We start from the raw sequence: 25,992 nt of genomic DNA on the forward strand, positions 1-25,992 counted from the left end.
TTAAAGGAAAAGACGCTATGAACTCTATCTATTGGGCGTTTTTCATGGGCCTGCTGATGAACATACCATCACTGGCTCCGGTGCTGTTTCTGCATAATATATCAAAGAAGGTTAAGGTCTCGATGGCCCTTAGACTTTTTCTGCTTAACGCCTTCTTGGTGCTATCGCTGGTAACGGTATCGCAGAATACAACACAAAAATATGGACTGTTCCCTGTATGGCTGATTTTTGCCGCCATTGGGTTATTTGTGGTCATGCTGGTGCCAGTGGTAAAATTCATGCGTAAGCATTTAACTGTAGGTAAAAGCAGGGCTGTTATCCTTTCATCATTCCTGATTATCTATGCCATTAGGTTTCACGGCGTGTTTTCAGATGTGAATGGCAGTGGATACACGCTTAATGGATACAATGTGGTGTGGACGTTGTTCTTCTTGTTTGTCTGTCTGCTGGCTTATCTCGGTTGTGCTGGGAGTAAAACATATTCTGGTTATTCTGCACCGTCATCTGCACCGCAATCAGAATATTTCAAGCCCATTAAAGAGTATGAGACACAATCACAAATTGACTACGATATTGCTGTGAAGGGAGCAAGTATTCTGTCTGAACTCAATCTGAATATCGTCGAACGACAGCGTTATCGTGATGCACTGAAAAACAGAGAATAAGAGAGTTAGCCATGTGAATATGTTTTTCTGAACATGCAAAGCCGGATTGATTTCGGCTTTTATTTTTTTTGGATTTTTATATTTTTTGGTTAATCATTATTTAATGATTCCCATAATTCTATGTGAGTAATGTTTCCTTTATTTTTAAATTTATCTATTTTATCTTGTGGAAGATAATCTTTAACCAAGGATAAATTTTCTTCACTAACAAAAGAATACCAAAAATGTAAATTGATGGCTTCTTCAATCATAAACTCACCACGTCTTACCGTTCTACTCCACCATAACCCATCTGGTTCAGGATAATCATTAGACAATCGTGGTATATCATCTTTCCATTCGTTAATAAACTCAATCTGCTTTGATGATGGCACAGGTGTAAGCAGCTCATCAAGAATAGTATAATAATCTCTCTTCTGTTTATCAGTATCATATTTTTTAAGTAGATCTAAAATATCATAGGGTTGATATTTTTCTTTTAGCCTGTCTTTTTCTGGTTTTATTATCTTGTAATACATATACGGATCCTTTTTATAGATACATAAGTTCTATATAATAAACAAGATGTAAAATCAACTTTATCATTTATCTTTAAAAATAAGGTTTAGGAATTTAATAATGCCTCTTGATGTTCGATGTAATATACCTTTTATTGTTTTACTCTCCATTATAGTAAGTTTTTGATTTAACGAATTGATTCTTAATTTTTTGTTTTCCATCTCTCGTTTTAGTGATTCATTTTCTTTAATCAGATTATTTATATAATCATCAATATTTTGAATCGCGATATTTCCACCATTCTCTTTTTTCCATGAAGATAGAACAATCAATTTTGATGCTTTCATTTCACGAGATCGACCAGTACGTTTTTCGTCATCATCATAGTCAAACTTTAAACCAGCGCCTCTATACATTTTATTTCGGCGTTTTAGATTATCTTCTGTGGCATCTGTTGGACCAAGTTTAATTGAGTTAACATCTGCATTAGGCCATTGCTTTGCCCAAGTTACAATTTCGTTGAACAACCACCTTCCCAGCCTATTTCCTCTGTAATCTTTATGCCAAATACCAAGTGAGCCGCATGTAAGCGAAATAGTTTCCAAAACAATAACATTATTATCATTCTTTAAAATAGTATGGATTGCTCGGAAAGAGAGTTCAGGGGCTTGTTTTTCTCCAACGCATCGAAAATAAAGTGTTATTAGGTCATTATGCTCATTACCAATATTTTTATTTTTATAAATAGTCTCTATGAGAAAGGATTTCCAATACTTATCTGGATTATCTCGTTCGTAGATATGCAGGATTTCAAGTGTTGGTCTTTTAGTGCTTGTGGGGGTAGGTTCTTGCATGGGTTGGTGCTCTTTTATGATTACATAATGATATGATAACATTAAGTTTAACGTGACGACTGTTTTGTTAACTATCTATCTTGTTTTTTTGATGCATACGCATATATTTTAGCAAAAAATCGATTAAAATAAATATCTGAACACACTACGTGTGATTCACATTATGGTGATATGGAGTGTTATATGATTATAAAAAAAACATGCGCAAATGATAGTTTCATTGAGCAACTATTGAATGGATGGATTCAGGCAAATCAGCGCTATGTCGATCTCTTAGGAAAGAAAGATTGTTGTTGGTGGTATAACGAACGGACTAATGTCAGTGTTCTTGCTGGTGCTGCATGGTCATTAGGCTGGGCTGCAATTGAAGAATACCCTTCAAATAAAAGAATGAAGGGCTGTCTTCAGGAAAATACTGATACCAGTAAAGGTCGTGTTGATCTTTACATTACAAATAAAAATGATGATGTTGCTATCGAAGCCAAACATGCTTGGTATAATCTTGATAATATAAACGAAAGCAATGCTATTACTAATTTTAAAATGGATGAGGCACGTAGTGATGCTAATCGTTTGGTAGGGCAAGCTGATCGCCATTTTTCAGCAACTTTTGTTGTTTTTTATACTAAGATAAATTCACAAGAAATAATCGCTGAAGAGTATATTGAACAGTTGATTGATGGTGCTATTCCGAATTACAGAAGAGAGTGTGTTTCATATGCATATCTTATTGATCAGCAGTTTATGTTTAAAAATGAGTTAGGGTATTATTATCCAAGCGTTGCATTGATATTGGAAGAAGTAGATAAATAAAATTTTATTTATCATAAGTTTTCTCTTCATATATAATGAACAATGTTTGGCAATAATTGTTGCGTACTATAAAGTGGATTTTCGATCTTATATGAAGAGCAATAATTTTAATGAAAGATATTGAGTTTTTTAATTTATTACATTATGATACTGTTATTTGGCGTGATTTTATTATAAGGGGTGTTTGTGAAAGGTAGGATGAAATTTGCATTTGAAAATACACCTGAAAATCAAAGTTTTTTTGATTTAATTAACCTGTGGAGTAAAAGTATTCCGACTTGTTACTTTCTTGATATCTGCTGTGTTAGTAATATAAGAGAAAGTAGAAAATATTTATCAAATGAAATGATTGGTACTGATAAGTATAAATTTATTAAGTTTTTGGAGACTCTTGATTTTGATAATAATGCAATATCATATCTTCCTGCTTTAATGGAAAAAACCAGTGATTTATTTAATGATAAATCAGTTAATAATTTAACTGCAGAGGTTCGTGAAGATCTTGAAGCATTGCATCTTTTTTTCAAAAACGCGAAAGTTATCGAAAGTCCAGAGTTTTCTGATGAATACATTAATAAAATGAAATCATATCATCCAGAAATGAATGGCCAAGGTTACCATGATTTTCTTTCTTTCGTAAATTGTAGCGGTATCATCGATGCTGTTTCTAAAAATAAAAGATTGGGATACGTTAAGTCTTTCTGTGAACAAGCCGATTTATTAAATATTGAAAAAAATAGTGTCGTAGTAATTTCAGCCATCGCATGTATTTATGGTTGTATTCCGGCAAGAAAGGTTATGAAGTTTAAACGAGAACCCGGAGAATTTAATAGCAGTAATGCTCTGGCCGACTTACAGTCTGTAAGCCGAGTTGCTCGAATGTCTAATGAAATTGAAAGGGGCGCTCGCCTTGGCCTTACCCCTTATGTAAGATATTCATTTATAACTGAAGACAAAAATTTAAATATATTGTATGACTGTTTTTTTGTAAACGGTGTTGAACAAGAAATTACGGAAAATTTTGTGAAAAATAAAATCACAATGACAATTGAGGGGAAGTTACTTTTCCCTGAGTTATTCAAAATAGATGGTTCTTTTACTGATGCTTCAGCAGAAGATGAATTCGTAGAGGTGCTTAAATATTTAGGCCTTTCTACTACATAATATAGCTATTCTGTTATAGGAATCTATGAGGTGAAAACTGTATACGTAAATATTTTTATTACAACGGATAAAAATATTTTTAAATTTATTTTCTATGATGGGTTTGGGGTTTAATTCTTGGGGTATTAATTTGTATTCTTTGTTCAGCCGGTTTAGCTGGAGCTATCGCTATACTGTTATCAATATCAGAATTCTCTTTTTTAGGTCTATTGGGAAAACGCCTGATCTCATCTGGGGTAGGTTTATAGTTTTCAGTATTGAATCTGACACGTCTCTCATGTTCAGCGCGTGATACATAGATACCCTGAACCTCATCAAAGACATAATTTTCAGCAATATGCTTATCATGTTTAGCATCTACGGAAACAGGGGCTGGCTTCTTCTTGGCCCAGATAAATCGTTCTTTAAAGAACTCTACTACCAGTAAAGTGAAACGTTTAAAGATACCATCCTGACGAGGTTTAACCTGCTTCCTCTTGCTTTTAACAGGAGTGCGTTTGACCGTACTGGCAGTTGGAGAGGGAGAAGTTTTCAGTTTAGTGCGTGTATGAGGTGCAGGGGCAACCAAAACAGGCTTTTGACCTGATGATGCCGACTGTGAACCCATTTCAGTTAAGATTATTTCTACTGGCTCTGGCAATTCAGATACGGTGAAACTGTTGAGGTCAACAACGATCTGAAGATCCAAATCTTTGAAGACACTATATGTAGCCTGAGCTTCTTGTTTCATCTCATCACGTACGGCCTGTTCAGCAGCGCGTTTTTCCTGAACGTATTTGCTGTTCCACTTAGCACGGTGAACACGTTGCATTGGTGGACGGCTGGTTAACGTTGCTTTGGCAAGCCATAGCGCTTTTTCTTCAATATCTAATGTAATAGCAGCGTTTTCGAGTGCTTCACTGTGTTGAGCATCAATAGAACGGTGGTCAATACGCTCAATACTGCCAACGGCAGCCAGATAGCGATTGGCAATCACAGACCACGATTCACGCCAAAGGATCACGTTTTTCTTGTCGTTCCAGCTTCTTTCTTTTTTACCGAAGCCATCAACTGTGATCGGTTTTAATGTCAGCATCACATGCGCATGAGGATTATTACCGTTAAGATCATGAAAAGCGATATCAGCAATCATTCCCTTATCAACGAAATTTTTCTGACAGTATTCGGCTACTAATTTTATCTTGTCTTCATTGCTAAGTTCACAGGGAATAGCTACATCAAAATAGCGGGCTGTTTGACCATCTTTCTGACGCTCGACCCTTTCAACCTCATTCCATAAGGCGGCAGAGCTTTCAATAATATGAGCAGGGGCGGAAACAGGCGCTAATATCTGATGATGGAATAAATCAGCACGGTGGCTGAAGTCGTAGGTATTACCTGTGCGATCATCTGTTATTCTTGACCTGTTATGATAGGCTGCTTTCCTACAGGAAGACATGCCCTCAGAACGTTTCACAATTTTAAACTCCAGATGAAAAATCGCCATATAACAAATATCCTCAAATATAACTATACTGCTGTTAGTTTTTCGTAAGAAAAACTCTATGTGTTGGCCTTGGTTTTGCTTTTAGCCTGCGGCAGGCAACCGTCGGTAGACCCCACACGCTCACGAAGTGAGTGTATAAGTGGGCATTGTTTTCTTAAAAAAAGAAACAATGTAAAAGCCTTCTTATTAATTAATACGAAATATATAAATGCCTGTAAAACAAAACGCCGAATTAAGCGGCGCTATCTGGATAAACGGGCGAAGTATTCCGCGATATTACCGAGATGGGTTTTAGATAGCGTCCGAAGGACAAAAAGAGTTTAATTTATCCCGCCGTAAGGCGGGAAAGCACTAAAACCCGAAAAATAAGAGTATTGTTAAATAGTTTTCCCTGTTGCACAATTTACAGGTTAGTCATGAAAATCAGAGTGAAAATTTAACAAGTTAAATGAAAAACACTAATAAACAAAAATAAGTAACGCGGAGAGTATTAGATAAAATAGTTAGTGATTACTATCATGTGGTGTTGTTGATTTTTATTTTACTTTGCTGTTGTTGGTTTTTTTATTATTTTTTTGACAAGGATTAATAAGTTGAGTAAGTAATATATAACAATTATTAATTAACAATAGAGGGTTCAGAATGGGAGGGTTGATAACAACAGCAGCACGCCTTAAAGATGATACAGTTGTAAGCTTTAGGCACTATACCAACAATGACTTTAACCTTGTCTTGAGACAAGATGATTTTATTAAGGAAATGAAAAAGATTTCTCCAAGCATAAAAACATCACCTAAAAGAAAATACATGAAACTCAGTAGAGATGATGTTATCGATAAGTTTGAAAGACGGTTCTCAAAGACAACGTTTGATTATGTGTGTGGAAATAGTTTTTTAGCTCCTGTTTGGTATGGAATCAACTTCTTTGATTATAGAAAAAATGTGGCATTTTCGGTGAATGATTTTTCAAGCAATTTGCATTTTTTGACTTACAACCTAATGTCTAATCCGATAGTCATAAAAATGCTTAAAGAGGGTGTTATGTTTACAGAGAGTGATCTTGTTCGCTTATCTCATAATGTACCTTTCGTTTATTTAAGAGATATCCTTAAGCTCAAGGAACTTAAGGATATAAATGCATTATATGATGAAAATGGAGAGATTATTGATCTTAAAGGCCGTGACACATTTGATATCATTTGTTCCTTTTTTGACGATAATTTAGTTAAACCTGAATATTTCAAACTAAGAGTTAAATATCCGGACTGGGATTTTTATTCTCATTCTGATGGGGAAGATGGATTCGATATATTGAAAGATTACTTAGAAAAGGAAAACCTTCTGACTAAAAATGATAAAATTGCGTGGGGGGAATTTGAATCAAACATGCGTTAATTAGGTAGGTTTTTTTTATTTCAGTAAACCTATTAAACTCATCAAGACCATTTTTAACATCGTGTTAATGGTTTTTATGATAATGAAAATTATACGTCGATGATATTTGTAACTGGAGATTTTGTGATTAGATTGAATAATAGTAAATCTCCAGTTTTGACAAAAACAAATTTATAGAATAAAGGAATGTAATATATAAAATAAAAAGGAGATAACAACATGCTGCCATTTACCAATGATATTTTTAGATCTTTAACGAATGTTCTCAAAACGCATAATGTATCGGCATATGAAATAAGAGACTCGCTCGACCGAACATTACTGTTCTATGCAAGAACACAAGACGATGTAGAACAATTAATAGATCTTGGTGTTGATATTAATCATCAGGATAAGCTTGGGCATACTGTGCTATTTCATGTCAGTTCAGAAGAAGTGATTAATGCCTTAGTTGAACATGGAATAGATGTAGACAGAAAAGACAATGAAGGTCGTCATGTTTTAGCGACTTATGGATTCTTTAAATATCACGATGTTTTTATGAGATATGCGGATAGATTTAAAGAAAAGCATATTATCATTGACTCTCTATACTGTAATCAACTGGAAAATATACCATCGGCATTGAAATCATTGCATGATAATGGATTTAGGATAACACTGAGTAGATTTGTTGAGATTGAACATGACCCCGAAAAAGAAAAACCAGATAATTTTATTCAATATAAAGAAAGATATATTGCTGTTTTGGATGCGCTAAAAGAATACTGTTATTTATCTACTTTCCATGAGCTTCATCAGGACATTATTTGTAGAGTATATGGTAATGATAAAGTGAAGCTGTTTAGCTATAGAGACTTTCGTGAACTCATTGAAAGTATGTAATTTATTCCCCTGAATCATCAGGGGAATATTTTCTAAGGTCTCGGTCTTTTAGGTGTAGACTTCAATTTTCGGTGATTTTTTTGACTGGTTCATAACGTTTACTTGTTGTCATAGAATATCCTTTCTAAATGAACGGTAAATAGCGTAAAAATCATACTCTCTTAGTTCTGTTTTTTCAATTTTCCATTTCAATAAAAATAAAGTGAATAATAACAGACGTGAAATAAAAGGAGAATAACATGAGGCTTGGTGAACTGGATGAAACCGCATTAATTTTAATGACAATAAATGCTGTGATGTGGGGAGTTAATATTGGGCTTTTTAGCCTATGGATTATCAGATAAAAATATAATTCTCTATCCTGTTGATAATTATTAAAAATGTGTTAATTGAATTGCACTGAATATTACAAGGAGAGAGTATGCATAAAAATCATGATGAGGCCATTGATTGGGTAGCAAGACGATTAATTGAGGATGGTATCTATACCAATATTGAACAAGCTTATTCCCATGCAACAAATATTATTAACAGAAAGAGAGAGGAAGTTAGAAAAAAAGAAGAAAAGGATCATTTTCGTTTTCGTATTAAGTCCATAAAGAAAAAAATAGCATCAGGATACGAATACGCAAATATTCCATATAAGCCGAAAAAACCGATAGTAAAAAACAACCATTCAGATTCATTTTGGGATTGGGATGCTGATGATAAATAAAACCATAAAAATATAAAGGAGAAAAATAATGACAACAAAAACGATAAAACAAAAAATTGCTTCAGCACAGGAACGCCTATACTTCTTGGAAGCTAAAAAGAAACAACAAACAAAAAAAGAAAATACTCGCCAGAAAATAATTTTCGGCGCAGAGGTTGCCAAAGTCTTAGGATGTGATATTGGTTATGTAGATAAGGAATTGGTCTTTGGGGTTCTGCTTGATATCCCGAATCTTCATGAAAGTGATATTGAAAGGTATAAAGCACAAGGCCAAACTTATATCGAAAATGTTTTAAATAAGTCCAAGTACTAATCCTGTTTTTCACGTCCGAACGGTGAGCCGACCTAAAACTTGTTTTTAGGTCGGTGAACTGTTGAGCAAGCCCCAGAGGGCGCGGTAGCTAATTTATTCCCAACACTATCTCAGGAAGAGATTCGCAGCATATTCACCATTAATAAAAACATCACATTCATGATCTGGTGCTGAAAATGCGTGGGTTTCTCTTTTGCATCGAGCCATGACTTTTTTACCATTATAAGTGGCTGTATAGACATTCGTGAAGCTATTACTAAAGGCCCCGGCTAAACTTTTATCTTGGTTTAGGAATGGTTCATTTACAATCAGCGTTTCGTTTACCCATAGCTTTAAAACACCGTTCGGCATGTTTGCGCTAATTAGAAGTTGTTCGCCATCCTGAGTTCGGTAAGGTTGTTTTGCGGAAAAATTGGTACAGCCTACCAGAAAAAATATTCCCAGAATTAAGACTCTGCCTGTCATTTACTATCCTTAAGTTAAATTTTTATATTTAATCTTAGAAAAATCCCCTTTAAATAAAATTCAAAGGGGGAGGGTTTTATCAGATCTCAAAATCTTCCAGTGTTTTACCATTTTCAAGCGCAGCAGCGATAGCTTTAGGTGTACGGCCCTGACCAGTCCATAACTTTTCATTGCCATTTTCATCGATGTATTTGTATTTGGCAGGACGAGGTTCACGTTTAGATTTTACAGACTTGGATGATGCACCGCCAAGTAGCTCTGATGGATCAATACCATCTTCTAACAGTTTTGCACGTAAGGCTTCGATTTTGGCCTGACGTTCAGCGTTTTGTTGCTGTGCGCTGGCTTCTTCTTCACGACGATCTTCAACAATAACAGTCAACTTTTCCAGCATTTCTTCCAATGTTGCCAAATCGGTTTCACGCGCCTGAGCACGTAGGGTGCGGATATTGTTTAATACTTTAAGTACTTCACTCATAGCTTATTATCCTGATGGTGATAAAAAATCATCGATAGGGTGTCTGAATTTGACATATGTCAGAAATAAATTGTATATCAATATGGATACGGAGGAAATAATGAAAAAGAAAAAATCAAAGAAAAATCCACTTGAGGATACGGCAGTGTTAAGTCGAATTGCCCAAAGGGCATCACAGAAAGCGATTAAAGAGGTGTTCGCGGCAGGAATGGCTATCTACTATATTTCAGAAGGGAAACTGATAAAAGCGTATCCTGATGGAAGAAAAGAGTGTGTTAAAGAGTATGAGGACCTATCCGATTATTCATTAAAGATGTTCTGTGAAAAGTGAACTGAATAATGAAATAATGCTCATCCAAGATAAAAATACTATTTTAGTATTTAACCTTTTTTATTGTCACTAAAGAAAAAGTAATGATGTTTATTCTCATGGTGATATGATCTACATGCGTTAAAGTCATCCGTTTATCTATTATTCTGTTAATTGATATTAGGTCGCTATTGTCTATTTTGATGTGGTTGTTATCTCTTTTTTATCATTTAAATGATAAAGGAGATAATGATGATTTTGTTGAAAGAAAGAAAAAATAAAAAAGGTTTTTCCCTTTTAGAATTAATTTTAGTTATGGGGGTTATAGCAGCATTGGTTGTTGCAGTGTTTATTGTATATCCTAAAGTTCAAGCATCTCAAAGAGCAGAAGCAGAAGTAAAAAATATTGCATTAATACAGGCTGGGACAAAAAGCTTGTATTCAGCAGTATCCTCTTATTCTGGATTAGCTATAACAACTCTTGTTAAAGCCAAAGTATTACCTGAATCTATACAAAAAACATCTGGTGCAGCTTCTAGTATGGTGAATGTTTGGAAAGGGAATATTAGTGTTTCTTCTGCTGATACAGGACCTTCTGGAGCAATTGGAAGCTCATTCATTATAACATATAGAAGTGTTCCAGCAGTGGAATGTGCTAAACTTGTATCTTCACTATCTGCTTCATTTTATTCTATTGAAATAGGAGCGGATACGGTAAAAGATTCCAACGGTTCTCTTGATATTGCTGGTGTAACATCATCTTGTAGTCGTGGTGGAGAAAATAACACTGTTTCATTTACATCATTATAAATAAAATAACGGTTTACATTTTGTCATTTATTCCTTGTGGATATCTTGACCACTTTTTTATTTTTGCTAATTAGATATTACGTGAAAATAAAAAGGACGGTGAGGAATGAAAATAACAAATCAAAAAGGGTTTTCCCTATTGGAAATAACATTGGTATTAGGCGTTGGTTCAGCAATGGCTTTCATGAAGTTTCAGGACATGAAAAGTGATCAAGAAAACATCATGGCGAATACCGTAGGTTCACAGATGAAACAGATGGGTGAGGCAGTTAATCGTTATATCAGCATTCGCTATGACAAACTTTCAACGCTCTCATCCAGTAGCAGCCAGAGCAGCGATCCGGGACCAAGAACCTGTTCGGCTAATGGCTGTGAAATAACTTATCAAACGTTAGTGAATGAAGGGCTGTTGCCTGTCAGCTATACCGGAATCAATGCGCAGAAATCAGCGTATAAAATTTTGTTAAAACGTTCTGGAACAACACCTAACTACGTCATTAATGGACTTGTTATCACCACATTGCCTTGGTCAGAAGGAAACCGTGTTCGCTATGACTTATTAGGTCGTGCTATGCAAGCGGCTAGTATTGATAGCGGTATGACGCAATCAGCTACGGTGGCATCGGGTACGGCTGGTCAATGGACCGAAAACCAAAATAACTACAGTGGGATAAATGCGGCAGGATTGCTGGCCTACCGTGTTGGCTACGATTCTTCTATGTATTCGGTTTATCTGCGTCGTGATGGAACACTCCCTATGACAGGGGATTTGAATATGGGCGGTCAGAGTATTAATTATGCCAAAGATATTACCGCATCGGGTGATGTTAACGCGACCTCGTTTAACGGCACTTATGGGCGCTTTGCCAAGAACGTCAATGTGTCTGAAGATTTAAATGTTATTGGATTTTCCACCTTTGGTAAGAACGTATCGATGAACAGCCAGCTTACGGTAAAAAATGGTATCAACTCTGAAAGCTATGTTTCAGCCAGAACCCAAGCCAGCAAACTTCAGATTGGTGGCGGTGGCACCAGCGATCCGAATATGCTCCTGCTGAACGTATCAGGCGGTGCGGGTGATGGCTATCTTTCCCTGAATGGAGATAACAACTCCTCTGTTAAACTGGATATTTGGGGTAGCCAAAGAGTGAGAGGCGACCTCACATTATCGGGTTCAAATGATGGAAAAACGACAGGAGCGATTTCTGCATCAGGAAATATTACAGGTAAATATTTGCAGCCGACTTCAATATCAATTGCAGGTGAGGTTTGTTCGCCTGATGGTCTGATAAGCAGGGATGAAACAGGCGCGATATTGTCCTGCCAGAATGGGGAATGGAAAGGAACAGGTGGCGGCAGTATCACCCGAACAGCCACTGACAGTTTACGTTTTCAGTCCTCGGGGGATTTTAACTATCTCAATGTTTTTGTGGCGTCAAAATTTTACCCAGCAGATGGTACACACACCGGTTCAGCCACGTTTAATGTTCTGGTAGGGGGTAAGACGGTGGGACAAATCACGACCTCAATTACGGTCTGGAAAGCGGGAAGTCGTGGACATTACTGGGGTTATGAAAATACGGGTGCGACATTCCGTATGTTTACGACGGCAGTAAAGCAGGGCGATGTTGTTCAGGTGGTTATGGCAAGTTCTGGATTTCATAGCAGCAGTGATATCAGCGTTTCATTATCACAATAGTTTTGTGATAAATAAAAACCTTTTTAATAAAATTTGATTTTTATTTTCCTATGAAGTAATTGTTTCCATGTGGAAATAAAATAGGATAATAATTATGAATAAAGGTAAAATAGGCTGGATTTCTCTTTTTATTTTGGTTTTTTTGATTGCGTTATTTATTGATCTGGGAAAAATGAAAACTTCAACGCTTGTTGATAAACAGGATGTCAATCATTTGGTAATTAGCTGTTCTTGTGGGGCTCATGCCACACATTCAGTGGATAAGCTAAATTGCATGCGTGTTTTTATTATTGTGGGCGAGTAACTGTTGAGCTGGTTATTATCATGTTTATATCTGCATAATAAATAATGTAATTTTTAGCAAGATAATTGTTTATGAAAAATAATATCTGACCATAAATAAAAATTTCGCTAATAACGTCTGTATTGGGCGTTGTTAACGGTTCCGGGATTGAATTCCTCATAAAAAGCGCCCAACATTCAGTCATCAAAAGGCATATTTCACTGTCAAAGGAAAATGACAATGCCGGGTGCTGCCCGTCTTAATGACATCGGAAGTGGTCATGACTGCTTCCCTGAAACCCCGATAACTGAAGGCAGTCCTGACGTGATTATTAACGGTCAGCCTGCTGCCCGACAAGGTGATGCTGTTCTGCTTCATGGTTGTCCCTGTCCCAATGCACCCCATGGTGTTCATTCCCGAAAAATCGCCGAAGGTTCATCGACCGTCATTATTAACGGTAAAAATGCTGCGCGTATTGGGGACAGCATCAATTGTGGTGGAGTCATCACGTCCGGTAGTGGCAACGTCATCATTGGTGATACTCCACATTGTTCTCCGATTCAGGAATGCGCTAAACAAGCAGCGTTGACCCGTGCGCCTATATTGATATTGTCGCCGATGCTGACAGTAGAACCTGTTTTTGCTAAATCCAGCTTACGTGGCGCGGGTTGTACCGATGCGGGAAAGGAAGACGAGCCACAGGGCAACATCGGGGAAATGAGTGTCTATTTCTCCGCACCTGTTGGTGAGTCGATTACTCCGGCTGATAAACAAGGTGAGATTAAGCAGTATGCGCAGTCAGCGAAAAAGAAAAACACGTCTTCTGCTGCTGTTTCCCCTCCTCAGTCATTTGCCGGAAAAAACGAACCGTTACCCAAGACCCCGCCCGGTGCGATTAACAAGCCTCAGATACCCCCGATGGAACCGTGGTATAAAACGGTTTTTGACTTGTTAGTGGGTAAAGCGGATGCGGCAATGTTGCCGCCACCTCAACAAGTGGTAATGGCAGGTACGGCAGCACAGGCGGGTGCGATCGCTGCTGCGGGTGGCGCTGTAGCTCAGGCCAATCAGGATGCAGCAAAGGCACTGACACATCAGATGAAACGCCTTTCTGGGCCATCAATCTGGCAAGGTCAGTTGCAGATGGCGCAAAGTTTCCTGCTGATGGGAGCGTTGATTCAACACCATCTGAAAGGTGAAAAAGCAGATTTACTGACACCTGAGAAATTGCTTGAGGCAGCTAATAAGCAGGGAACCGTCCCCAGTCGTGTGCGTTATCAGTGGATGGAAGATGAGGAAACAGGCAGGCTGAAGGCGGTTGGCTACCACACCAGTATGGAAAGCGGGCGCGATCAGGTGCGTGTCAGACTGCTAAAATACGATTTCCCCAATAACCGCTATGCGTTCTGGGAAGAGGGGGCAACCGGACCAACGATTCTATGGACACCGGACAATCCGGGCATGGAATTACCTACAGATACGGCACATGGTGAACAGCCTGTTATCCCGTCAGCAGTGCCGGGATTTGAAATTCCCGAAATGGATGATGTCAGTATTCTTGCGACACCAATGCCGGAAGAGAAGGATTTTCGGGATTACATTCTGGTGTTTCCGGAGAATTCGTTTCCACCGATTTACATCTATTTGAGTAAGTTGCCTGTTAACTTGCTTGATGTTGATTTATACAGTAATTTCATTGGACGCTCACGACAAGGGAAGTATCAGGCCGATCACATGCCTTCTGCAGCTGCGGTAAAAGCTTACCTTAAGCGTTTGTATCCTGATTTGCGAAAAGATAAATTGGAAAAAATGGCTAAAGAGGTTGCTGCGATTATCATTCCTACCGAAATTCACCAAAAAATCAGCGAAACGTATGGTGGACGTAATAGTGCAGATAATATTGAACTTGATTCACAAGACTTGAGAGGGGCATTGGATCGTAATTTTGATGCGATAAAACCTCAATTAAAAGAGCATGGTGTAACAGAAGAACAGTTAGAACTGGCAAGAGATAAAATGCATAAACTTAATGAAGAACAGGGGTTGTACTAATGTCTGTAAACGTAGAAGCGTTAATCGACTGCTTAGGAAAAACGTATCAAGAGATATTTGATGCAGGTCTGATTCCCTATAAGAAAAAACCAACAGGTTTTTCTGGCGATCCAGATATCAGTTTGGATATGATAAAAGAAGGTATTTACCTTTCTTTTAATAGGGTTGATAAAGTTTTAAATGAGATAACATTGAGAATTCAGTACGAAAAAATAAGTAACTGGAATTTTCCTAATGAATTACCTGCGCCTTTACGTAAAAATATGATTCGTGGTTGGGTGCATGAAAATATTGGTTTTCCAGAGAAGAGCCTTCTTCCAAGGAAGGTATTGAAAGAAGATATTGGCTATACAGATCTTTATGATTTAAAAAAATATAATATCCCTGTAAGCATGCAGATAGATTATGACACTAATGAAAAGGTTGAAGCAATAACATATTTACTTTCGTCAATGGTTAGGTGGTGATTTCTATCTGATTTTATTCTCCCGGTGAAGAATAATGAAAAAGGTAAATGAATTGGCTAATAAATATAACTACCCATGCCCGTGCTGTGGTAAACATGAGTTCGAAGTATTAGGTGAATATGACATTTGCTCTCATTGTGGATGGGAAGATGATCCCGTTCAGTCACGAGAACCTGACTACCCCGGAGGGGCAAATCAGATGAGTTTAAATGAGGCTAGAGAAGCTTTTAAAAATGGTCAGAAAGTTAAATAATTTAATAGTATGGGTAAATGGCGAGTTATTCTTTATTTGATGTTATTTCTTTAAAAAATGATCTTCCAGATGAAGGGTTTAAAAAAGGAATGTTAGGGCCTATTGTTCACATTTATAACGTCCCATCCCCTGCATATGAGATAGAGTTTTGTGATGATAATGGTGAGACACTAGCTTGTATCACATTAACACCAGACTGTATTAGTAAGGTTGATTTTAAAAAATAGTCTGGTGATTTAGCTATTAAAATAAAAATCTCATAACGACGAACTGTAATCAAAAAAATTAAATAGCAGCACAACAACCTATGTGCTGCTCAACTTCCCACGCAATTAAAGTTGTGGTCTTAATGCGTTATCCTCATGGCTGTTTCCTTCGTCTACTGGAATCACTTCTGGCGAATGAAAAGTGCGGAATAACAGATCAAGTCGTTCCCAAAGAACGAAGATCAAAATCTCTTTTGCCTTGGGTTCATCCAGTTCAACAACTGCGTAAATTAATGCCCGACACTGATCGATGATTTCTTCCAGTTCCAGCGGGGTGTTATCGAACATGGTAAGCCTCCGTTGCTGGATATGGCAAAAAAGCAGTAGCCAGATGCAGATTTTCAGGAAGGGAATAGGTAAACTGACAGACAGCCATAGCGTTAGTCCTTATAACGTTGAGGTTAGCCCTTGTCTGGTATTGCAGTACCTTTCAGGGGCGAAACTGGTTCATAGGTAGCCTTGTATGCAGACGTGAACCTTTTCGGCTGCAATGTAGTCTCATTTATTTTACTAGTCAATTCAATTGGTTAATTCGGTATAGAAAAATCGTGCTAGGTAAGTCTCTGCTCTCTCAAAATATGTATAGCTCCAGAGCTGTATGAGCAATTGAGGACGCTGCTGCGAGTATTTGTGGGGAACTAGCTTAAGGAATTTTCTCGTCAGCCTCTTAGCTGGTTTAATATTTATCCAAAAGGATAGGTTTTATAAAAAATAAGTAGGTTATGGTTATGAATGAAAAAAACAGAACAGATGATTTTGAATTAAAAATAAAAGGTGTAATTAAAAACACGCAAGTCACGAAAAAACAACATTATGTTTTTCGTCATTATCTGTCTGCTTGGGCTAAGAAGGATAAAAAAGAAGTGAAGACATGGTGCCTGTTTAAAGAAAATCATAAAATAGAATACACTAGTATTAAAAATACTGCGCAAAAGCGATACTTTTATGAAGTTAAATCCTTAACGGATTTGGAGAAATTAGTTGTTTTTTTAACATGCTATTGGTCTGAGAGAGTAGATATAGGTGAAAATCCAAATTTCATGCTAAATATAAATGAGCTATGGTCAGATTTTGAAGGAAATATTATTGACTCTTTGGGGCGCGAACTGGTCAATGAATTTTTTGATAAAAAAAGGAAACAAATTGGAGAAGATATTCAATGCGAATATGAACGCATGGGGATAGATTATCTCAACAATCTTATGCAAGATAATTGTGATTTTTATTTAGATGAAAGATGTAGGATAAGTTTCGGAATGTATTTCTTTATGCAATATGTCAGAACTAATAGAATGAAAAAACGTATAGTAAGTAATGTGGATTTTCTATTTGAAACTAGGGCGGAAATAGTAAGAAACCTAAATAGATTTGAATCTATGTTGAGTGAGCAATCAATAAAAATTGACATGAGGAAAGTTAAACAACAAATGTTTGAGTTTTCAATGAATGTTAATATAGATAAAATTGCACCATACTGTTTGGATAATATGGCGCAGGTCATGACTAAACTATTTACGGTAATGCATCCCATGAAGCTATCTTTAGTTCGAGCGCCGGGGGGGAACTCGATTTATTACCTCTGATCAACCTATTATCAATATATTGTCGGATTCTGAACATAATGATATCAAAGGGCATGATTTTTATTACCCTCTAAGCCCAACCCTTGCTATTTCATTAACACCTCATCATTCTTGGTCTGTTGAAAGAATTAAGATAAATCAAGAAAGTGTTGTAAATCTGAATCGAAAAATGTATGAATTTAGTGACAGTCAAGTCTATGCATTAGATAAAAATGATTTTAATTTTTAAAAAATAAATTTTCATAGCATTATGGTTTTGTTAAATAACAAATACCCCTTTATGATTAACAAAACTGCTGTTATGACTTTTTTTAATAAAAAATTTGGAATATAAATTAAAACATTAATTAACATGAGAAAAACTGGCCTGATGATGTAAAATAACTCAATTCAGCTAAATTTGATAAAAATGAAATTCCTTGGTGTGGTAAAGGACTGTTATTTTTACATGAAGATGGAAGGGATTATCAGAGATATGTGAAGAACCTTTTATCATTGAGTTAAGATTAAATAACCTCTAAAAATCATGGTGACCTTAAGGTGAATAGAATGGATAAAGAGTTACTGAAGGAGCAAGAACGTTTCTATGAGTTCATAAAAAGCTATGAATTTATAAATAATAATGGAAGATTAGATCTTGAAGCTTTTTGTGTAAATTTATCTACGTGTTTTACTTGTGACAATATTTTAGATCTATCGCCGCGGCCTAAGAGTATATATGACCTTCTTATGTATATGCTCTCAGAGTATGCAAATAAAGACGAGATGAATTTATGGGTTCAAACCCAAAATATAATTGATTGGGAACCGGAACACGCATATATGTATCCTAATAAGTACAGAACCTGCATTCACGTTGCAGGATTGGTTCATGTTTTACCCCACTGGATCTATAACATCGGACATACTCTCATGGAGATACCAGAGCCTGAAAAAACCGGTAAGTATTTCGAATGGGTAAAGCGGGATTGGACTTTCGTATTTACATTTATAAATGGCTTTCATGAATTTTATTACAATTATCTTAAGGCTTTCGACAAAAAGGTATCGAGCAAGTCAGGGTATTCTCTTTTTGAGGCTCTTCATAGGGCAAAAAAAAATGATATAAATTTTGATAAAGCAGCAGAGATTATAAAAAAGAGAAATGATGCTCAAGGAAAGGCTTTATTACGAATAGAACAGTCAATATCATCAGGCTTCTATCTTGAAGCAATAACCTTATCAGAGTGTGTAATTAGCAATATCCTATATAATTATTTAGAAGCGAAAAATATAAAACCACAAACCCATAACTTGAATAATCTGATTAAACTCTCCAGAGATAATCTTGGAAAAAAATTCGAGCTATTCAATGAGCTAGATGAATGGAGAGTTCAAAGGAATAAGGCTGTGCATGGATTTGTAGAGTCATCAATTGAAGATATGAGTATTACTCAAGACCGATTTCTTGAATTCTCCAAGTCCGCATCAGAAAAAGGGCTTGAACTTTGCAAAATTACTTTTGAGTGGTACTTGAGTTGTGCGGTTAACTTCATTCAAACAAGTTTTGAACCATTAGGTAAATCAGAGTAAATATATCTGCTTATTCATGGGGCGCTCACTGTTATGTTCATGCAGTTAGGGTTCCCATGAGTCGCTGAATAACCTGATGCCTGATGGATATAGGCTGACGGCTGATATCTTCTATGCAGGTTGACCATATAACTATCTCTCCCAGTGAAAATGCTTTAAAACGTCCTTTCCCAAACTGACCGTGTAAAGAACGGTCTCCATTTTTTTTTGCACTTTTCTTCCAAGATTCACCAAGGCTACCGAACAACGACGAAACATTATCATGTGGGATGCCTTCTCCCTGATCCTTAATAATAACTTTCTCAATCGTATTTGTATTCTGACATTTCTGGAATAGAACTTTGACAATTAATGATCTTGAATCGAAAGCGTTCCATATTATTTCTTTAATTGCTGGAATTGGTCTTGCAGAAGAAATATCTTCTAAATGATCTTTCCCAAGGATGACATCAATGTTCTTCATTTTATTATCCCATATATATTTTGTTGGAAATAGTATACGGGATAATTTGGCGTTTTTTCCAGCCTTGGTGAGAATATTAATTATGTTTGATGTGTAAACTCAAACGGCCTGACCATCCCATTCCGGTTAGCGTCCAGAAAATCAGCCCACCATTGCAGCATCAGGCGACGTTGTTCAAGATGTTTGGCCTTGTGAGTGTAGGCAGCGCGAACGTTGTTCTTTTCCATATGGCTCATTTGAAGCTCAACCACGTCTTCAGGCCAAATACCCGATTCAATTAAGGCACTACACGCCAGCGTTCGGAAACCATGACCACACAAATCGGTTTTGGTGTCATAGCCCATTTTGCGTAGTGCTTTGTTGATGGTGTTTTCACTCATTGGCTTCATCGCATCATAACAGCCAGTCAGGATAAAGCCGTCATTACCGTTAACGTCATAGGTGAGGTCTTTTAGTTCTGCCAAAATTGCCAGTGCCTGATTGGACAAGGGGACATAATGCTTCCTGCGCATTTTGGCACCACGGCCTGAATGCTTGATCCCTTTAATGGTTTCACGCTGTTCAGGAATAACCCACAAAGTACTGTTGAAATCGATCTCTGACCATCGGGCAAAGCGGAGTTCACTGGAACGCACAAAAATCAGCAGATTGAGTTTTATCGCCAATTGGGTCAGTCTGCTACGGCCCTGATAGCCCTCAATGCGTTCCAGCAGGGTAGGTATCTCTTCCAGTTCAATAGCGGGGCGGTGTTCCGTCTGTGGCTTCTGAACCGCACCTTCCAAATCATAGGCTGGATTGAAACGGATCATCTTTTGCTGGACGGCATAACGCATGATGGCGGTGGTGTACTGTTTCACCCGCATAGCAATTTCCAGATAACCCAGCTTCTCTATCTTTTTGATGGGAACCAGCAGATCGCCTGTATCCAGTTCAGCAATGTCCTTGTTACCGATGTCGAGGAACAGATAAGTTTCCAGTCGTGTCCAGACAGAACGCTGATAATCTTCCGACCATGTGGTTTTGGTGGCAAACCAACTTTTGGCAACGGTTTTGAAAGCGCGGGTGTTGTTACGCTTCTCTTGAACGATTTTGTTGTCTGCCTGCTTTTTAGCGCTCGGATCAATTCCCGCCGCTAACAGCTTTTTTGCTTCATCCCGGCGTTGTCTTGCACCAGCCAGTGAAACAGCAGGGTAGACACCGATGGAAAACACCTTCTGTTTTCCTTCAAAGCGATAGCCTAACTGCCAGTATTTTGAACCGTTGGGATGCACCAGCAGGTAGAGGCCGAACCCGTCAGTGAGCTTCACCGCCTTTTCTGACGGCTTGGCATTTTTTACTTTAGTATCAGTAAGTGACATGACGGTTCCCTCCGATTGCTGGTAAAAACGAAATCGAACCAGCTTTACCAGTATTTTTACCAGCAAAAGGGTATGGCTTCGAGCGTTTTTTGGTGAACGAGGGCGAACCTAAAGAAGGGGATAACCAATTGATAAAAAGCAAAAAAGCAGACGTCAGTGAACGTCTGCTTTCTCTAAAATGGCTCCTCTGACTGGACTCGAACCAGTGACATACGGATTAACAGTCCGCCGTTCTACCGACTGAACTACAGAGGAATCGGTTAAGTGCGATGGATAATAGCGGGAGCGTTTCGGGTTGTCAAAGACTGTTATAGCTCGGTGCGTTTGATTGCCGAACTAATAACCAACATATTGAAATTATTGCTCAAGTTGAGCACTAGAAAGCAATGAAATGCGCTGATTGGTGGGCAGATCTGCACCCTAAAATAGCAGAGATTGCTTTAAGATGGTGCAGGTTGGCATTGGCCTTATGACCGATTTCCGATACAAAACCGGAGCGTTGGTTAGCAGAATCATTGCTTTTCCTTATTTTACCTGTGGCTTATCAAGGAGGTATCACTTTTTCTTAGGTACAGGTACAAAATATGGCGCGCTTTTTGCTACCTCTTTAGGGTAACTACTCAGGAGGCAGACATGAATCTTAGACGGCTCAAGTATTTTGTGAAAATCGTTGATATCGGTAGCCTGACACAGGCTGCTGAGTTGTTGCATATTGCACAACCGGCGCTGAGCCAGCAGGTCGCGACGCTGGAGAGTGAACTCGAAAAACAGCTGCTGGTACGGAGTCGGCGTGGTGTTACGCCTACCGAGGCGGGGAAAATTCTTTATTCTCATGCACAGACGATATTGTCGCAGTGCGAACAGGCAAAGGATGCGGTGAGTGGTGTACGGCAATCAATGAGTGCGTAAGCGTTAGTCATAGAGCCAGCCATTTCCCGATGGCTGGCTATCAATCAATCTTTCTTGCTAGATGTTCTGTGGAATTATATATCTTTTCCGTGAGTCTCATCACAATTCCATAGTGTTATCGAGTTTCTTCCAAACAATGACGTTGCTCTTAAAAATAAAATGGTTTTTTAGTTTTTTTATTTATTTGGTTTATTTATCTGCAGCTTCATTTTATTGCCGCAATGTGAATATGATTTCCTTAAAATGGTAATAGACACTAGCGGTCATGCCATTCACAGTGTTACATTAATCTTCGTTATGTTTTCTCTAATCCTGTGCACCAAAGAACAGGTGTTGCCTTATGGGTGTATGACGGTTATTTTTTTGATTAAGGAGTTCAAATGAATAATATCCTCTCTCATCTTTTAATAAAGTTGGCAGAAAAAGAAGTTGGAGAAAAAGCGCTTAACGCGAAGATTGAATCGTTAGAGATGCTGATTTCTGCTATTGTTTCAACGTTTGATGATGGTAAAATCAATGAGTTAAATAAAAAGATAGAAGGTGTGGTTGCTGATGCTTCGCAGCGGAAGGATGAGCATAATTACTTAGCTTTCGAATTATTGGAAAAAAATATCAATCGAATCACAACCGTTTCATTACGGGAATAACTTTCTTATATATCAATGGTGACGACATTAATTGATCGCATATTAATTTCCACACATCAATTGAGAATTGATTATATCCAATAATAGAGAATACTTGTGCTATGCGTGACTTTGCTGAAAAAAATTGAAGGCGCCGACGTTGTCCGCGCCTTTCTTGCATTTATACGCTTTACTTCACGTCAACAACCTGCTTTTTTCGACGAACAAACTGATAAGCAATAGCCAGAACAATAAACCAAAGCGGCGTAACAACAAGCGCCTGACGTGTATCTGGCTGTAATGTTAACAGTACAATAACAAAAGCGAAAAAGGCCAAGCATACCCTGCACATAAAAACACCCAATGGCATTTTATATGATGACTCTGCATGTAGCTGAGGGCGTTTTTTACGATATGTCAGGTAAGAACATAGGATGATACTCCAGATGAACATGAATAAAATCGCGGAGACGGTGGTCACCAGCGTAAAGACGGTCATCACGTTCGGAATCAGGTAGATCAGCACCACGCCCGAGAGTAAACATATACAAGAAAACATCAGACCGGTTGAAGGAACCGCGCGTTTAGATAGCATGCCGAAGCTCTTCGGTGCATCGCCTTGTTTAGCGAGGCCAAATAGCATGCGGCTGGTTGAGAACACACCGCTATTGGCTGAGGATGCCGCAGACGTTAATACGACGAAGTTGATCATACTGGCGGCCGCAGGTAAGCCAACAAGAACGAACATTTCTACGAAAGGACTACGATCCGCAGTAATTGCCCCCCACGGTGTCACGGACATAATCATGATTAATGCAAAAACATAAAACATGATGATGCGAATCGGGATGGCGTTAATTGCACGTGGTAGAACGACTTTCGGATTTTTAGTTTCAGCGGCGGTAGTACCAACCAGTTCGATACCAACAAATGCGAATACGGCTATCTGGAACCCAGCAAAGAAACCACTTATCCCTTTAGGGAACATGCCGCCATCATTCCATAGGTTGTTAAAAGAGGCGACGTTTCCTGATGGAGAGGAGAACTGCATCATGACCAGCGCGACACCGACCACAATTAACGCAACGATAGCGACAATTTTTATCATTGCGAACCAGAATTCCATCTCACCAAACAGTTTTACGGTTGCCAGATTTAGCGTCAGTAATAGCAGAACGCAAAGCAGAGAAGAGACCCACTGCGATAAATCGGGGAACCAGAACTGAGAGTAAGCGCTAATGGCTACGACATCGGCAATTCCGGTTACGACCCAGCAGAACCAGTAAGTCCAGCCGGTAAAGAACCCCGCCCATGGCCCGAGTAGATCAGCAGCGAAATCGCTGAATGACTTATAGTTGAGATTGGAGAGTAATAATTCTCCCATTGCGCGCATGACAAAAAACAGCATAAAACCAATGATCATATAAACGAAGATGATCGAAGGACCTGCCATACTGATTGTTTTGCCCGAGCCCATGAATAGCCCAGTACCGATTGCTCCGCCGATAGCGATGAGCTGAATATGACGATTAGTCAGATTCCGTTGCAGTCCTTCTCCCTGTTCAGGGGCAAGGTCTGCGGTTTCTTTTAATTTTTCGACCATGTAAGTACACTTTCCTGTTTCTGTCTGTGATGTTTTTTTGAGCTCTTTGGCGGCTCTCATTTGCGAAAATCGAAACGAATAAGATAGCTCAACCGCAGTACTTATTACAGCGGATGTCTGAGATAAGCATAAAGAAGGCAGATAATGATGTAAGGTGATGCTGTATGTTTTTCGCCCTAAAATGAAGGAGAGATAAAACGATGAAAGGCATAGATATATAGGCCGAGCAGATTAACAAAATTGCCAACTGCTAACAATGCTATTATCGCGTGTAAAAAATTAATATGAAGTATTTGACAGGTGAGCTCTGGAGGAGAATAATCCCCCCCGTTGGGTCGTTAGCTCAGTTGGTAGAGCCGTTGACTCTTAATCAATTGGTCGCAGGTTCGAACCCTGCACGACCCACCAACAATTTCAAAGAGTTACAGTTTTATTTTAAACTTGTTATAATTTTGTTTTCTTTAGTCTCTTTCCATCAAATTGTATCCATCCTTTAATTTCATCGTATTTTTTATTAATTCCACTTTCTCTTTATTTTATTTCATGTCTATTTCAGTATTTTTCGCCTATATCTACGATGACCTCTGGCGTGTCCTTTATTCAATGACGTCTAACGTTGAGTGAAAATATAACGTGGTTGATGGTATAGCTTAAAGTTGCTACCTCGCTTGGTGAGGATGTGTCTCATGCACCCCGAAGAGTGGTGAGAAAGTGCTATGCTTAACGAACGGAATAGTCGATAGATCGTATTATGATGTTGCGAGTTGCATACACAGGGTTGTGTTCACATCCACTGGGGCGGCGTTTAGAGGTTGCTGAAGTTTCCTGGTTAGCCATAAGCAAGTTTTTGCTTTATTTCGGAGGTTCATGTGGGATTCGAAAAATTACTGGCTGTCATAGAAAAAAGTCACCAGGACCCAAAATCGGTTATCTCGTTGTCTGAACTAAGCCAGGCAATTCATGAGATAATTTGTACGGAAAGTTCAAAAGAGTACAAAATAAATGAGTGCTTTACCGAGCTGAGGGAGTTGGTTGATGAAAGAAAAGCACTTTCCAGGAAGCAGTTCCTGGATAAAGCGTTGGTGACGGAATTAACGCTTTATAAAAAGAAAGAAGAGGCGCTACTTCTGAAACTCATGAGTATCGGAAATAAATAGACGAGGGTCTCTATTTTTAAATCAGGGACGATAGTGGTAAATATCACTACACCGCCAGATCAAATTACTGAAATGGCAGTGTAGCAATTAGTGCTATTTACGGTAGCTGGTTTTGATTTGTTTAATCGTGTTATCAAAAACGGCAGCTTGCTCGGCATCTTCCAATTGAGCAATATATCTTTCCATATTGATGATAACTTTACCGGCGTCCGCCTGGCCGATTGCTTTTAATAACAGCGTAACCATAGCTTTCAGGCAGGTAACCTCATGGGCCAGTGTTTCAGCGGATGCGGCAGTAGAAAAATCTGCGTTGCTCATGTTTTCTCCTCAACAAGAAAAAGACGTTTTCCTTCGCCTGCTGCGGGCGTCACCGCTGACACGACAGGCAAAAATAGATAGGGGTAGTATACCATAAAGCATATTATGGATTGATATTATTCGCGGATAACACCATTTTAGTGACTGTTTTTTATGCATTTAATTTATTAGAATAGCGTCTATATTTTGGCTGTTGTTTTGTGGCAAAAGATATAGATGTGTTTCGTTTAATACATATGATGTTAACTATGGACGTTTTTCCCTGAATGCATTATTTGTATAATACAGTTATAGGCGATGATAAAATTCTTAACAATAGCTCGATTACAATAGTGACTTTTTATTGACATTTAAGATGCAAAGCCAATTGCATGCCATTTAATTCACATTGTTTTTCATACATTTTGTGCCATGGAACTGTTTATAAGCGTGCGGCGTATTTGAAATGTTAAGAGTGTGATCAACATACATCTTCAGGTTAACAATATATTGTTATGATCGGGAAATGCGCTTTATTCCTTCTCGGTATATT

General features: G+C 38.1%; 29 protein-coding genes, 2 tRNA genes and 2 pseudogenes. 22 read left to right on the forward strand and 11 right to left on the reverse strand.

The window, feature by feature from the left end; translation table 11 throughout:
* Positions 1-17 precede the first annotated feature (17 nt).
* Positions 18-665: a hypothetical protein gene (locus GZ59_RS07935; protein WP_039291101.1), complete on the forward strand. Its 648-nt coding sequence runs from the start codon at positions 18-20 to the stop codon at positions 663-665.
* A gap of 89 nt (positions 666-754) precedes the next feature.
* Here the strand turns inward: GZ59_RS07935 and GZ59_RS07940 are convergent, their stop codons facing one another.
* Together GZ59_RS07940 and GZ59_RS22430 are read right to left on the reverse strand one after the other, a co-directional pair.
* On the reverse strand, positions 755-1,183 hold the full coding sequence (locus tag GZ59_RS07940; RefSeq protein ID WP_051918063.1) for a hypothetical protein: 429 nt from the start codon (positions 1,181-1,183) through the stop codon (positions 755-757).
* A 63-nt stretch (positions 1,184-1,246) separates the two neighbouring features.
* On the reverse strand, positions 1,247-2,017 hold the full coding sequence (locus GZ59_RS22430) for a hypothetical protein (protein ID WP_051918064.1): 771 nt from the start codon (positions 2,015-2,017) through the stop codon (positions 1,247-1,249).
* Positions 2,018-2,200: 183 nt separating this feature from the next.
* Here GZ59_RS22430 and GZ59_RS07950 point away from each other — a divergent pair, with 183 nt between their 5' ends.
* A complete protein-coding gene (locus tag GZ59_RS07950; protein WP_039291103.1) occupies positions 2,201-2,830 on the forward strand; it encodes a hypothetical protein in 630 nt (209 codons plus the stop codon).
* Positions 2,831-3,028: 198 nt separating this feature from the next.
* Positions 3,029-3,994, forward strand: a complete 966-nt coding sequence (locus tag GZ59_RS07955; RefSeq protein ID WP_144243123.1) for a hypothetical protein — start codon at positions 3,029-3,031, stop codon at positions 3,992-3,994.
* Positions 3,995-4,079: 85 nt separating this feature from the next.
* On the opposite strand, the gene mobQ is transcribed toward GZ59_RS07955, so the two are convergent.
* Complete coding sequence (gene mobQ / locus GZ59_RS07960) at positions 4,080-5,480, reverse strand: MobQ family relaxase (RefSeq protein WP_039291107.1); 1,401 nt, start codon at positions 5,478-5,480, stop codon at positions 4,080-4,082.
* Positions 5,481-6,122: 642 nt separating this feature from the next.
* Here mobQ and GZ59_RS07965 point away from each other — a divergent pair.
* From GZ59_RS07965 to GZ59_RS07980, 4 genes are all read left to right on the forward strand, one after another.
* Positions 6,123-6,875, forward strand: coding sequence for a hypothetical protein (locus GZ59_RS07965; protein WP_039291109.1), 753 nt, complete (start codon positions 6,123-6,125; stop codon positions 6,873-6,875).
* Between the two features lie 219 nt (positions 6,876-7,094).
* Positions 7,095-7,760, forward strand: a complete 666-nt coding sequence (locus GZ59_RS07970) for an ankyrin repeat domain-containing protein (RefSeq protein ID WP_011093238.1) — start codon at positions 7,095-7,097, stop codon at positions 7,758-7,760.
* Positions 7,761-8,181: 421 nt separating this feature from the next.
* On the forward strand, positions 8,182-8,475 hold the full coding sequence (locus GZ59_RS07975) for a hypothetical protein (protein ID WP_011093239.1): 294 nt from the start codon (positions 8,182-8,184) through the stop codon (positions 8,473-8,475).
* Between the two features lie 28 nt (positions 8,476-8,503).
* Positions 8,504-8,788, forward strand: a complete 285-nt coding sequence (locus tag GZ59_RS07980; RefSeq protein WP_011093240.1) for a conjugal transfer protein TraD — start codon at positions 8,504-8,506, stop codon at positions 8,786-8,788.
* 105 nt (positions 8,789-8,893) lie between these two features.
* On the opposite strand, the gene GZ59_RS07985 is transcribed toward GZ59_RS07980, so the two are convergent.
* Positions 8,894-9,253 carry a hypothetical protein gene (locus GZ59_RS07985; RefSeq protein ID WP_011093241.1) on the reverse strand — a complete coding sequence of 120 codons (360 nt, stop codon included), beginning with the start codon at positions 9,251-9,253 and terminating at the stop codon, positions 8,894-8,896.
* A 79-nt stretch (positions 9,254-9,332) separates the two neighbouring features.
* The gene (locus GZ59_RS07990; protein ID WP_011093242.1) at positions 9,333-9,731 is read right to left on the reverse strand and encodes an H-NS family histone-like protein; all 399 of its coding nucleotides are present in this window, start codon (positions 9,729-9,731) and stop codon (positions 9,333-9,335) included.
* A 100-nt stretch (positions 9,732-9,831) separates the two neighbouring features.
* Between GZ59_RS07990 and GZ59_RS07995 the strand changes: the two genes are divergently transcribed.
* The 8 genes and pseudogenes from GZ59_RS07995 to GZ59_RS22775 all read left to right on the forward strand — a co-directional run bounded on the left by GZ59_RS07995 (position 9,832) and on the right by GZ59_RS22775 (position 15,832).
* Entirely contained in the window at positions 9,832-10,062 is a 231-nt protein-coding gene (locus GZ59_RS07995; RefSeq protein WP_011093243.1) for a hypothetical protein, read from the forward strand.
* 228 nt (positions 10,063-10,290) lie between these two features.
* The gene (locus tag GZ59_RS22765; RefSeq protein WP_071882764.1) at positions 10,291-10,851 is read left to right on the forward strand and encodes a type 4 pilus major pilin; all 561 of its coding nucleotides are present in this window, start codon (positions 10,291-10,293) and stop codon (positions 10,849-10,851) included.
* 106 nt (positions 10,852-10,957) lie between these two features.
* On the forward strand, positions 10,958-12,550 hold the full coding sequence (gene pilV, locus GZ59_RS08000; RefSeq protein ID WP_039291111.1) for a shufflon system plasmid conjugative transfer pilus tip adhesin PilV: 1,593 nt from the start codon (positions 10,958-10,960) through the stop codon (positions 12,548-12,550).
* Between the two features lie 94 nt (positions 12,551-12,644).
* Positions 12,645-12,854: a hypothetical protein gene (locus tag GZ59_RS08005; protein WP_039291113.1), complete on the forward strand. Its 210-nt coding sequence runs from the start codon at positions 12,645-12,647 to the stop codon at positions 12,852-12,854.
* 219 nt (positions 12,855-13,073) lie between these two features.
* Positions 13,074-14,486, forward strand: a pseudogene (locus GZ59_RS08010) (S-type pyocin domain-containing protein); the annotation flags it as partial.
* A 398-nt stretch (positions 14,487-14,884) separates the two neighbouring features.
* Positions 14,885-15,352 (forward strand): DUF6392 family protein, encoded by a 468-nt coding sequence (locus GZ59_RS08015; RefSeq protein WP_039291116.1) that lies wholly within the window; start codon positions 14,885-14,887, stop codon positions 15,350-15,352.
* Between the two features lie 34 nt (positions 15,353-15,386).
* Positions 15,387-15,605 carry a CPCC family cysteine-rich protein gene (locus GZ59_RS22770; RefSeq protein ID WP_071882765.1) on the forward strand — a complete coding sequence of 73 codons (219 nt, stop codon included), beginning with the start codon at positions 15,387-15,389 and terminating at the stop codon, positions 15,603-15,605.
* A gap of 17 nt (positions 15,606-15,622) precedes the next feature.
* Entirely contained in the window at positions 15,623-15,832 is a 210-nt protein-coding gene (locus tag GZ59_RS22775) for a DUF4926 domain-containing protein (protein ID WP_071882766.1), read from the forward strand.
* Between the two features lie 105 nt (positions 15,833-15,937).
* Here GZ59_RS22775 and GZ59_RS08020 read toward each other — a convergent pair whose 3' ends face one another.
* Positions 15,938-16,159, reverse strand: coding sequence for a hypothetical protein (locus tag GZ59_RS08020; protein WP_039291118.1), 222 nt, complete (start codon positions 16,157-16,159; stop codon positions 15,938-15,940).
* A 440-nt stretch (positions 16,160-16,599) separates the two neighbouring features.
* Here GZ59_RS08020 and GZ59_RS08025 point away from each other — a divergent pair, with 440 nt between their 5' ends.
* The 3 genes from GZ59_RS08025 (at position 16,600) to GZ59_RS08030 (ending at position 19,026) form a co-directional block, all read left to right on the forward strand.
* A complete protein-coding gene (locus tag GZ59_RS08025) occupies positions 16,600-17,454 on the forward strand; it encodes a DUF4238 domain-containing protein (RefSeq protein WP_158442935.1) in 855 nt (284 codons plus the stop codon).
* Positions 17,455-17,473: 19 nt separating this feature from the next.
* On the forward strand, positions 17,474-17,683 hold the full coding sequence (locus tag GZ59_RS24050) for a hypothetical protein (protein WP_071882767.1): 210 nt from the start codon (positions 17,474-17,476) through the stop codon (positions 17,681-17,683).
* A 320-nt stretch (positions 17,684-18,003) separates the two neighbouring features.
* The gene (locus GZ59_RS08030; RefSeq protein WP_039291123.1) at positions 18,004-19,026 is read left to right on the forward strand and encodes a hypothetical protein; all 1,023 of its coding nucleotides are present in this window, start codon (positions 18,004-18,006) and stop codon (positions 19,024-19,026) included.
* Between the two features lie 37 nt (positions 19,027-19,063).
* On the opposite strand, the gene GZ59_RS08035 is transcribed toward GZ59_RS08030, so the two are convergent.
* The 3 genes from GZ59_RS08035 to GZ59_RS08045 form a co-directional block, all read right to left on the reverse strand.
* Positions 19,064-19,489: an ATP-binding protein gene (locus tag GZ59_RS08035; RefSeq protein ID WP_039291125.1), complete on the reverse strand. Its 426-nt coding sequence runs from the start codon at positions 19,487-19,489 to the stop codon at positions 19,064-19,066.
* Positions 19,490-19,569: 80 nt separating this feature from the next.
* Positions 19,570-20,847, reverse strand: a complete 1,278-nt coding sequence (locus GZ59_RS08040) for a tyrosine-type recombinase/integrase (RefSeq protein WP_039291127.1) — start codon at positions 20,845-20,847, stop codon at positions 19,570-19,572.
* Positions 20,848-21,026: 179 nt separating this feature from the next.
* A tRNA-Asn gene (locus GZ59_RS08045) sits at positions 21,027-21,102 on the reverse strand.
* Between the two features lie 378 nt (positions 21,103-21,480).
* On the opposite strand from GZ59_RS08045, the pseudogene GZ59_RS08050 reads away from it, so the two are divergent.
* Together GZ59_RS08050 and iraP are read left to right on the forward strand one after the other, a co-directional pair.
* Positions 21,481-21,747 (forward strand): annotated as a pseudogene (locus GZ59_RS08050) (LysR family transcriptional regulator); the annotation flags it as partial.
* Between the two features lie 389 nt (positions 21,748-22,136).
* Entirely contained in the window at positions 22,137-22,403 is a 267-nt protein-coding gene (gene iraP, locus GZ59_RS08055; protein WP_011094417.1) for an anti-adapter protein IraP, read from the forward strand.
* A gap of 169 nt (positions 22,404-22,572) precedes the next feature.
* On the opposite strand, the gene cycA is transcribed toward iraP, so the two are convergent.
* Positions 22,573-23,985 (reverse strand): D-serine/D-alanine/glycine transporter, encoded by a 1,413-nt coding sequence (cycA, locus tag GZ59_RS08060; RefSeq protein WP_011094416.1) that lies wholly within the window; start codon positions 23,983-23,985, stop codon positions 22,573-22,575.
* Between the two features lie 332 nt (positions 23,986-24,317).
* Between cycA and GZ59_RS08065 the strand changes: the two genes are divergently transcribed.
* Together GZ59_RS08065 and GZ59_RS08070 are read left to right on the forward strand one after the other, a co-directional pair.
* Positions 24,318-24,393 (forward strand) — tRNA-Lys (locus tag GZ59_RS08065).
* 461 nt (positions 24,394-24,854) lie between these two features.
* Positions 24,855-25,142: a basic helix-loop-helix domain-containing protein gene (locus GZ59_RS08070; RefSeq protein WP_011094415.1), complete on the forward strand. Its 288-nt coding sequence runs from the start codon at positions 24,855-24,857 to the stop codon at positions 25,140-25,142.
* 93 nt (positions 25,143-25,235) lie between these two features.
* Here GZ59_RS08070 and GZ59_RS08075 read toward each other — a convergent pair whose 3' ends face one another.
* Positions 25,236-25,460 (reverse strand): DUF2594 family protein, encoded by a 225-nt coding sequence (locus GZ59_RS08075; protein ID WP_010279363.1) that lies wholly within the window; start codon positions 25,458-25,460, stop codon positions 25,236-25,238.
* Between the last annotated feature and the right edge of the window lie 532 nt (positions 25,461-25,992).

The organism is Pectobacterium atrosepticum, assembly GCF_000740965.1.
GTDB classification, from domain to species: domain Bacteria; phylum Pseudomonadota; class Gammaproteobacteria; order Enterobacterales; family Enterobacteriaceae; genus Pectobacterium; species Pectobacterium atrosepticum.

What these genes read in the sequence shown, in the direction of transcription:
- GZ59_RS07935 (WP_039291101.1), top strand. Translation starts at nt 18, where the DNA reads ATGAACTCTATCTATTGGGCGTTTTTCATGGGCCTGCTGATGAACATA.
- GZ59_RS07940 (WP_051918063.1), bottom strand. Translation starts at nt 1,183, where the DNA reads ATGTATTACAAGATAATAAAACCAGAAAAAGACAGGCTAAAAGAAAAA.
- GZ59_RS22430 (WP_051918064.1), bottom strand. Translation starts at nt 2,017, where the DNA reads ATGCAAGAACCTACCCCCACAAGCACTAAAAGACCAACACTTGAAATC.
- GZ59_RS07950 (WP_039291103.1), top strand. Translation starts at nt 2,201, where the DNA reads ATGATTATAAAAAAAACATGCGCAAATGATAGTTTCATTGAGCAACTA.
- GZ59_RS07955 (WP_144243123.1), top strand. Translation starts at nt 3,029, where the DNA reads ATGAAATTTGCATTTGAAAATACACCTGAAAATCAAAGTTTTTTTGAT.
- mobQ (WP_039291107.1), bottom strand. Translation starts at nt 5,480, where the DNA reads ATGGCGATTTTTCATCTGGAGTTTAAAATTGTGAAACGTTCTGAGGGC.
- GZ59_RS07965 (WP_039291109.1), top strand. Translation starts at nt 6,123, where the DNA reads ATGGGAGGGTTGATAACAACAGCAGCACGCCTTAAAGATGATACAGTT.
- GZ59_RS07970 (WP_011093238.1), top strand. Translation starts at nt 7,095, where the DNA reads ATGCTGCCATTTACCAATGATATTTTTAGATCTTTAACGAATGTTCTC.
- GZ59_RS07975 (WP_011093239.1), top strand. Translation starts at nt 8,182, where the DNA reads ATGCATAAAAATCATGATGAGGCCATTGATTGGGTAGCAAGACGATTA.
- GZ59_RS07980 (WP_011093240.1), top strand. Translation starts at nt 8,504, where the DNA reads ATGACAACAAAAACGATAAAACAAAAAATTGCTTCAGCACAGGAACGC.
- GZ59_RS07985 (WP_011093241.1), bottom strand. Translation starts at nt 9,253, where the DNA reads ATGACAGGCAGAGTCTTAATTCTGGGAATATTTTTTCTGGTAGGCTGT.
- GZ59_RS07990 (WP_011093242.1), bottom strand. Translation starts at nt 9,731, where the DNA reads ATGAGTGAAGTACTTAAAGTATTAAACAATATCCGCACCCTACGTGCT.
- GZ59_RS07995 (WP_011093243.1), top strand. Translation starts at nt 9,832, where the DNA reads ATGAAAAAGAAAAAATCAAAGAAAAATCCACTTGAGGATACGGCAGTG.
- GZ59_RS22765 (WP_071882764.1), top strand. Translation starts at nt 10,291, where the DNA reads ATGATGATTTTGTTGAAAGAAAGAAAAAATAAAAAAGGTTTTTCCCTT.
- pilV (WP_039291111.1), top strand. Translation starts at nt 10,958, where the DNA reads ATGAAAATAACAAATCAAAAAGGGTTTTCCCTATTGGAAATAACATTG.
- GZ59_RS08005 (WP_039291113.1), top strand. Translation starts at nt 12,645, where the DNA reads ATGAATAAAGGTAAAATAGGCTGGATTTCTCTTTTTATTTTGGTTTTT.
- GZ59_RS08015 (WP_039291116.1), top strand. Translation starts at nt 14,885, where the DNA reads ATGTCTGTAAACGTAGAAGCGTTAATCGACTGCTTAGGAAAAACGTAT.
- GZ59_RS22770 (WP_071882765.1), top strand. Translation starts at nt 15,387, where the DNA reads ATGAAAAAGGTAAATGAATTGGCTAATAAATATAACTACCCATGCCCG.
- GZ59_RS22775 (WP_071882766.1), top strand. Translation starts at nt 15,623, where the DNA reads ATGGCGAGTTATTCTTTATTTGATGTTATTTCTTTAAAAAATGATCTT.
- GZ59_RS08020 (WP_039291118.1), bottom strand. Translation starts at nt 16,159, where the DNA reads ATGTTCGATAACACCCCGCTGGAACTGGAAGAAATCATCGATCAGTGT.
- GZ59_RS08025 (WP_158442935.1), top strand. Translation starts at nt 16,600, where the DNA reads ATGAATGAAAAAAACAGAACAGATGATTTTGAATTAAAAATAAAAGGT.
- GZ59_RS08030 (WP_039291123.1), top strand. Translation starts at nt 18,004, where the DNA reads ATGGATAAAGAGTTACTGAAGGAGCAAGAACGTTTCTATGAGTTCATA.
- GZ59_RS08035 (WP_039291125.1), bottom strand. Translation starts at nt 19,489, where the DNA reads ATGAAGAACATTGATGTCATCCTTGGGAAAGATCATTTAGAAGATATT.
- GZ59_RS08040 (WP_039291127.1), bottom strand. Translation starts at nt 20,847, where the DNA reads ATGTCACTTACTGATACTAAAGTAAAAAATGCCAAGCCGTCAGAAAAG.
- iraP (WP_011094417.1), top strand. Translation starts at nt 22,137, where the DNA reads ATGAATAATATCCTCTCTCATCTTTTAATAAAGTTGGCAGAAAAAGAA.
- cycA (WP_011094416.1), bottom strand. Translation starts at nt 23,985, where the DNA reads ATGGTCGAAAAATTAAAAGAAACCGCAGACCTTGCCCCTGAACAGGGA.
- GZ59_RS08075 (WP_010279363.1), bottom strand. Translation starts at nt 25,460, where the DNA reads ATGAGCAACGCAGATTTTTCTACTGCCGCATCCGCTGAAACACTGGCC.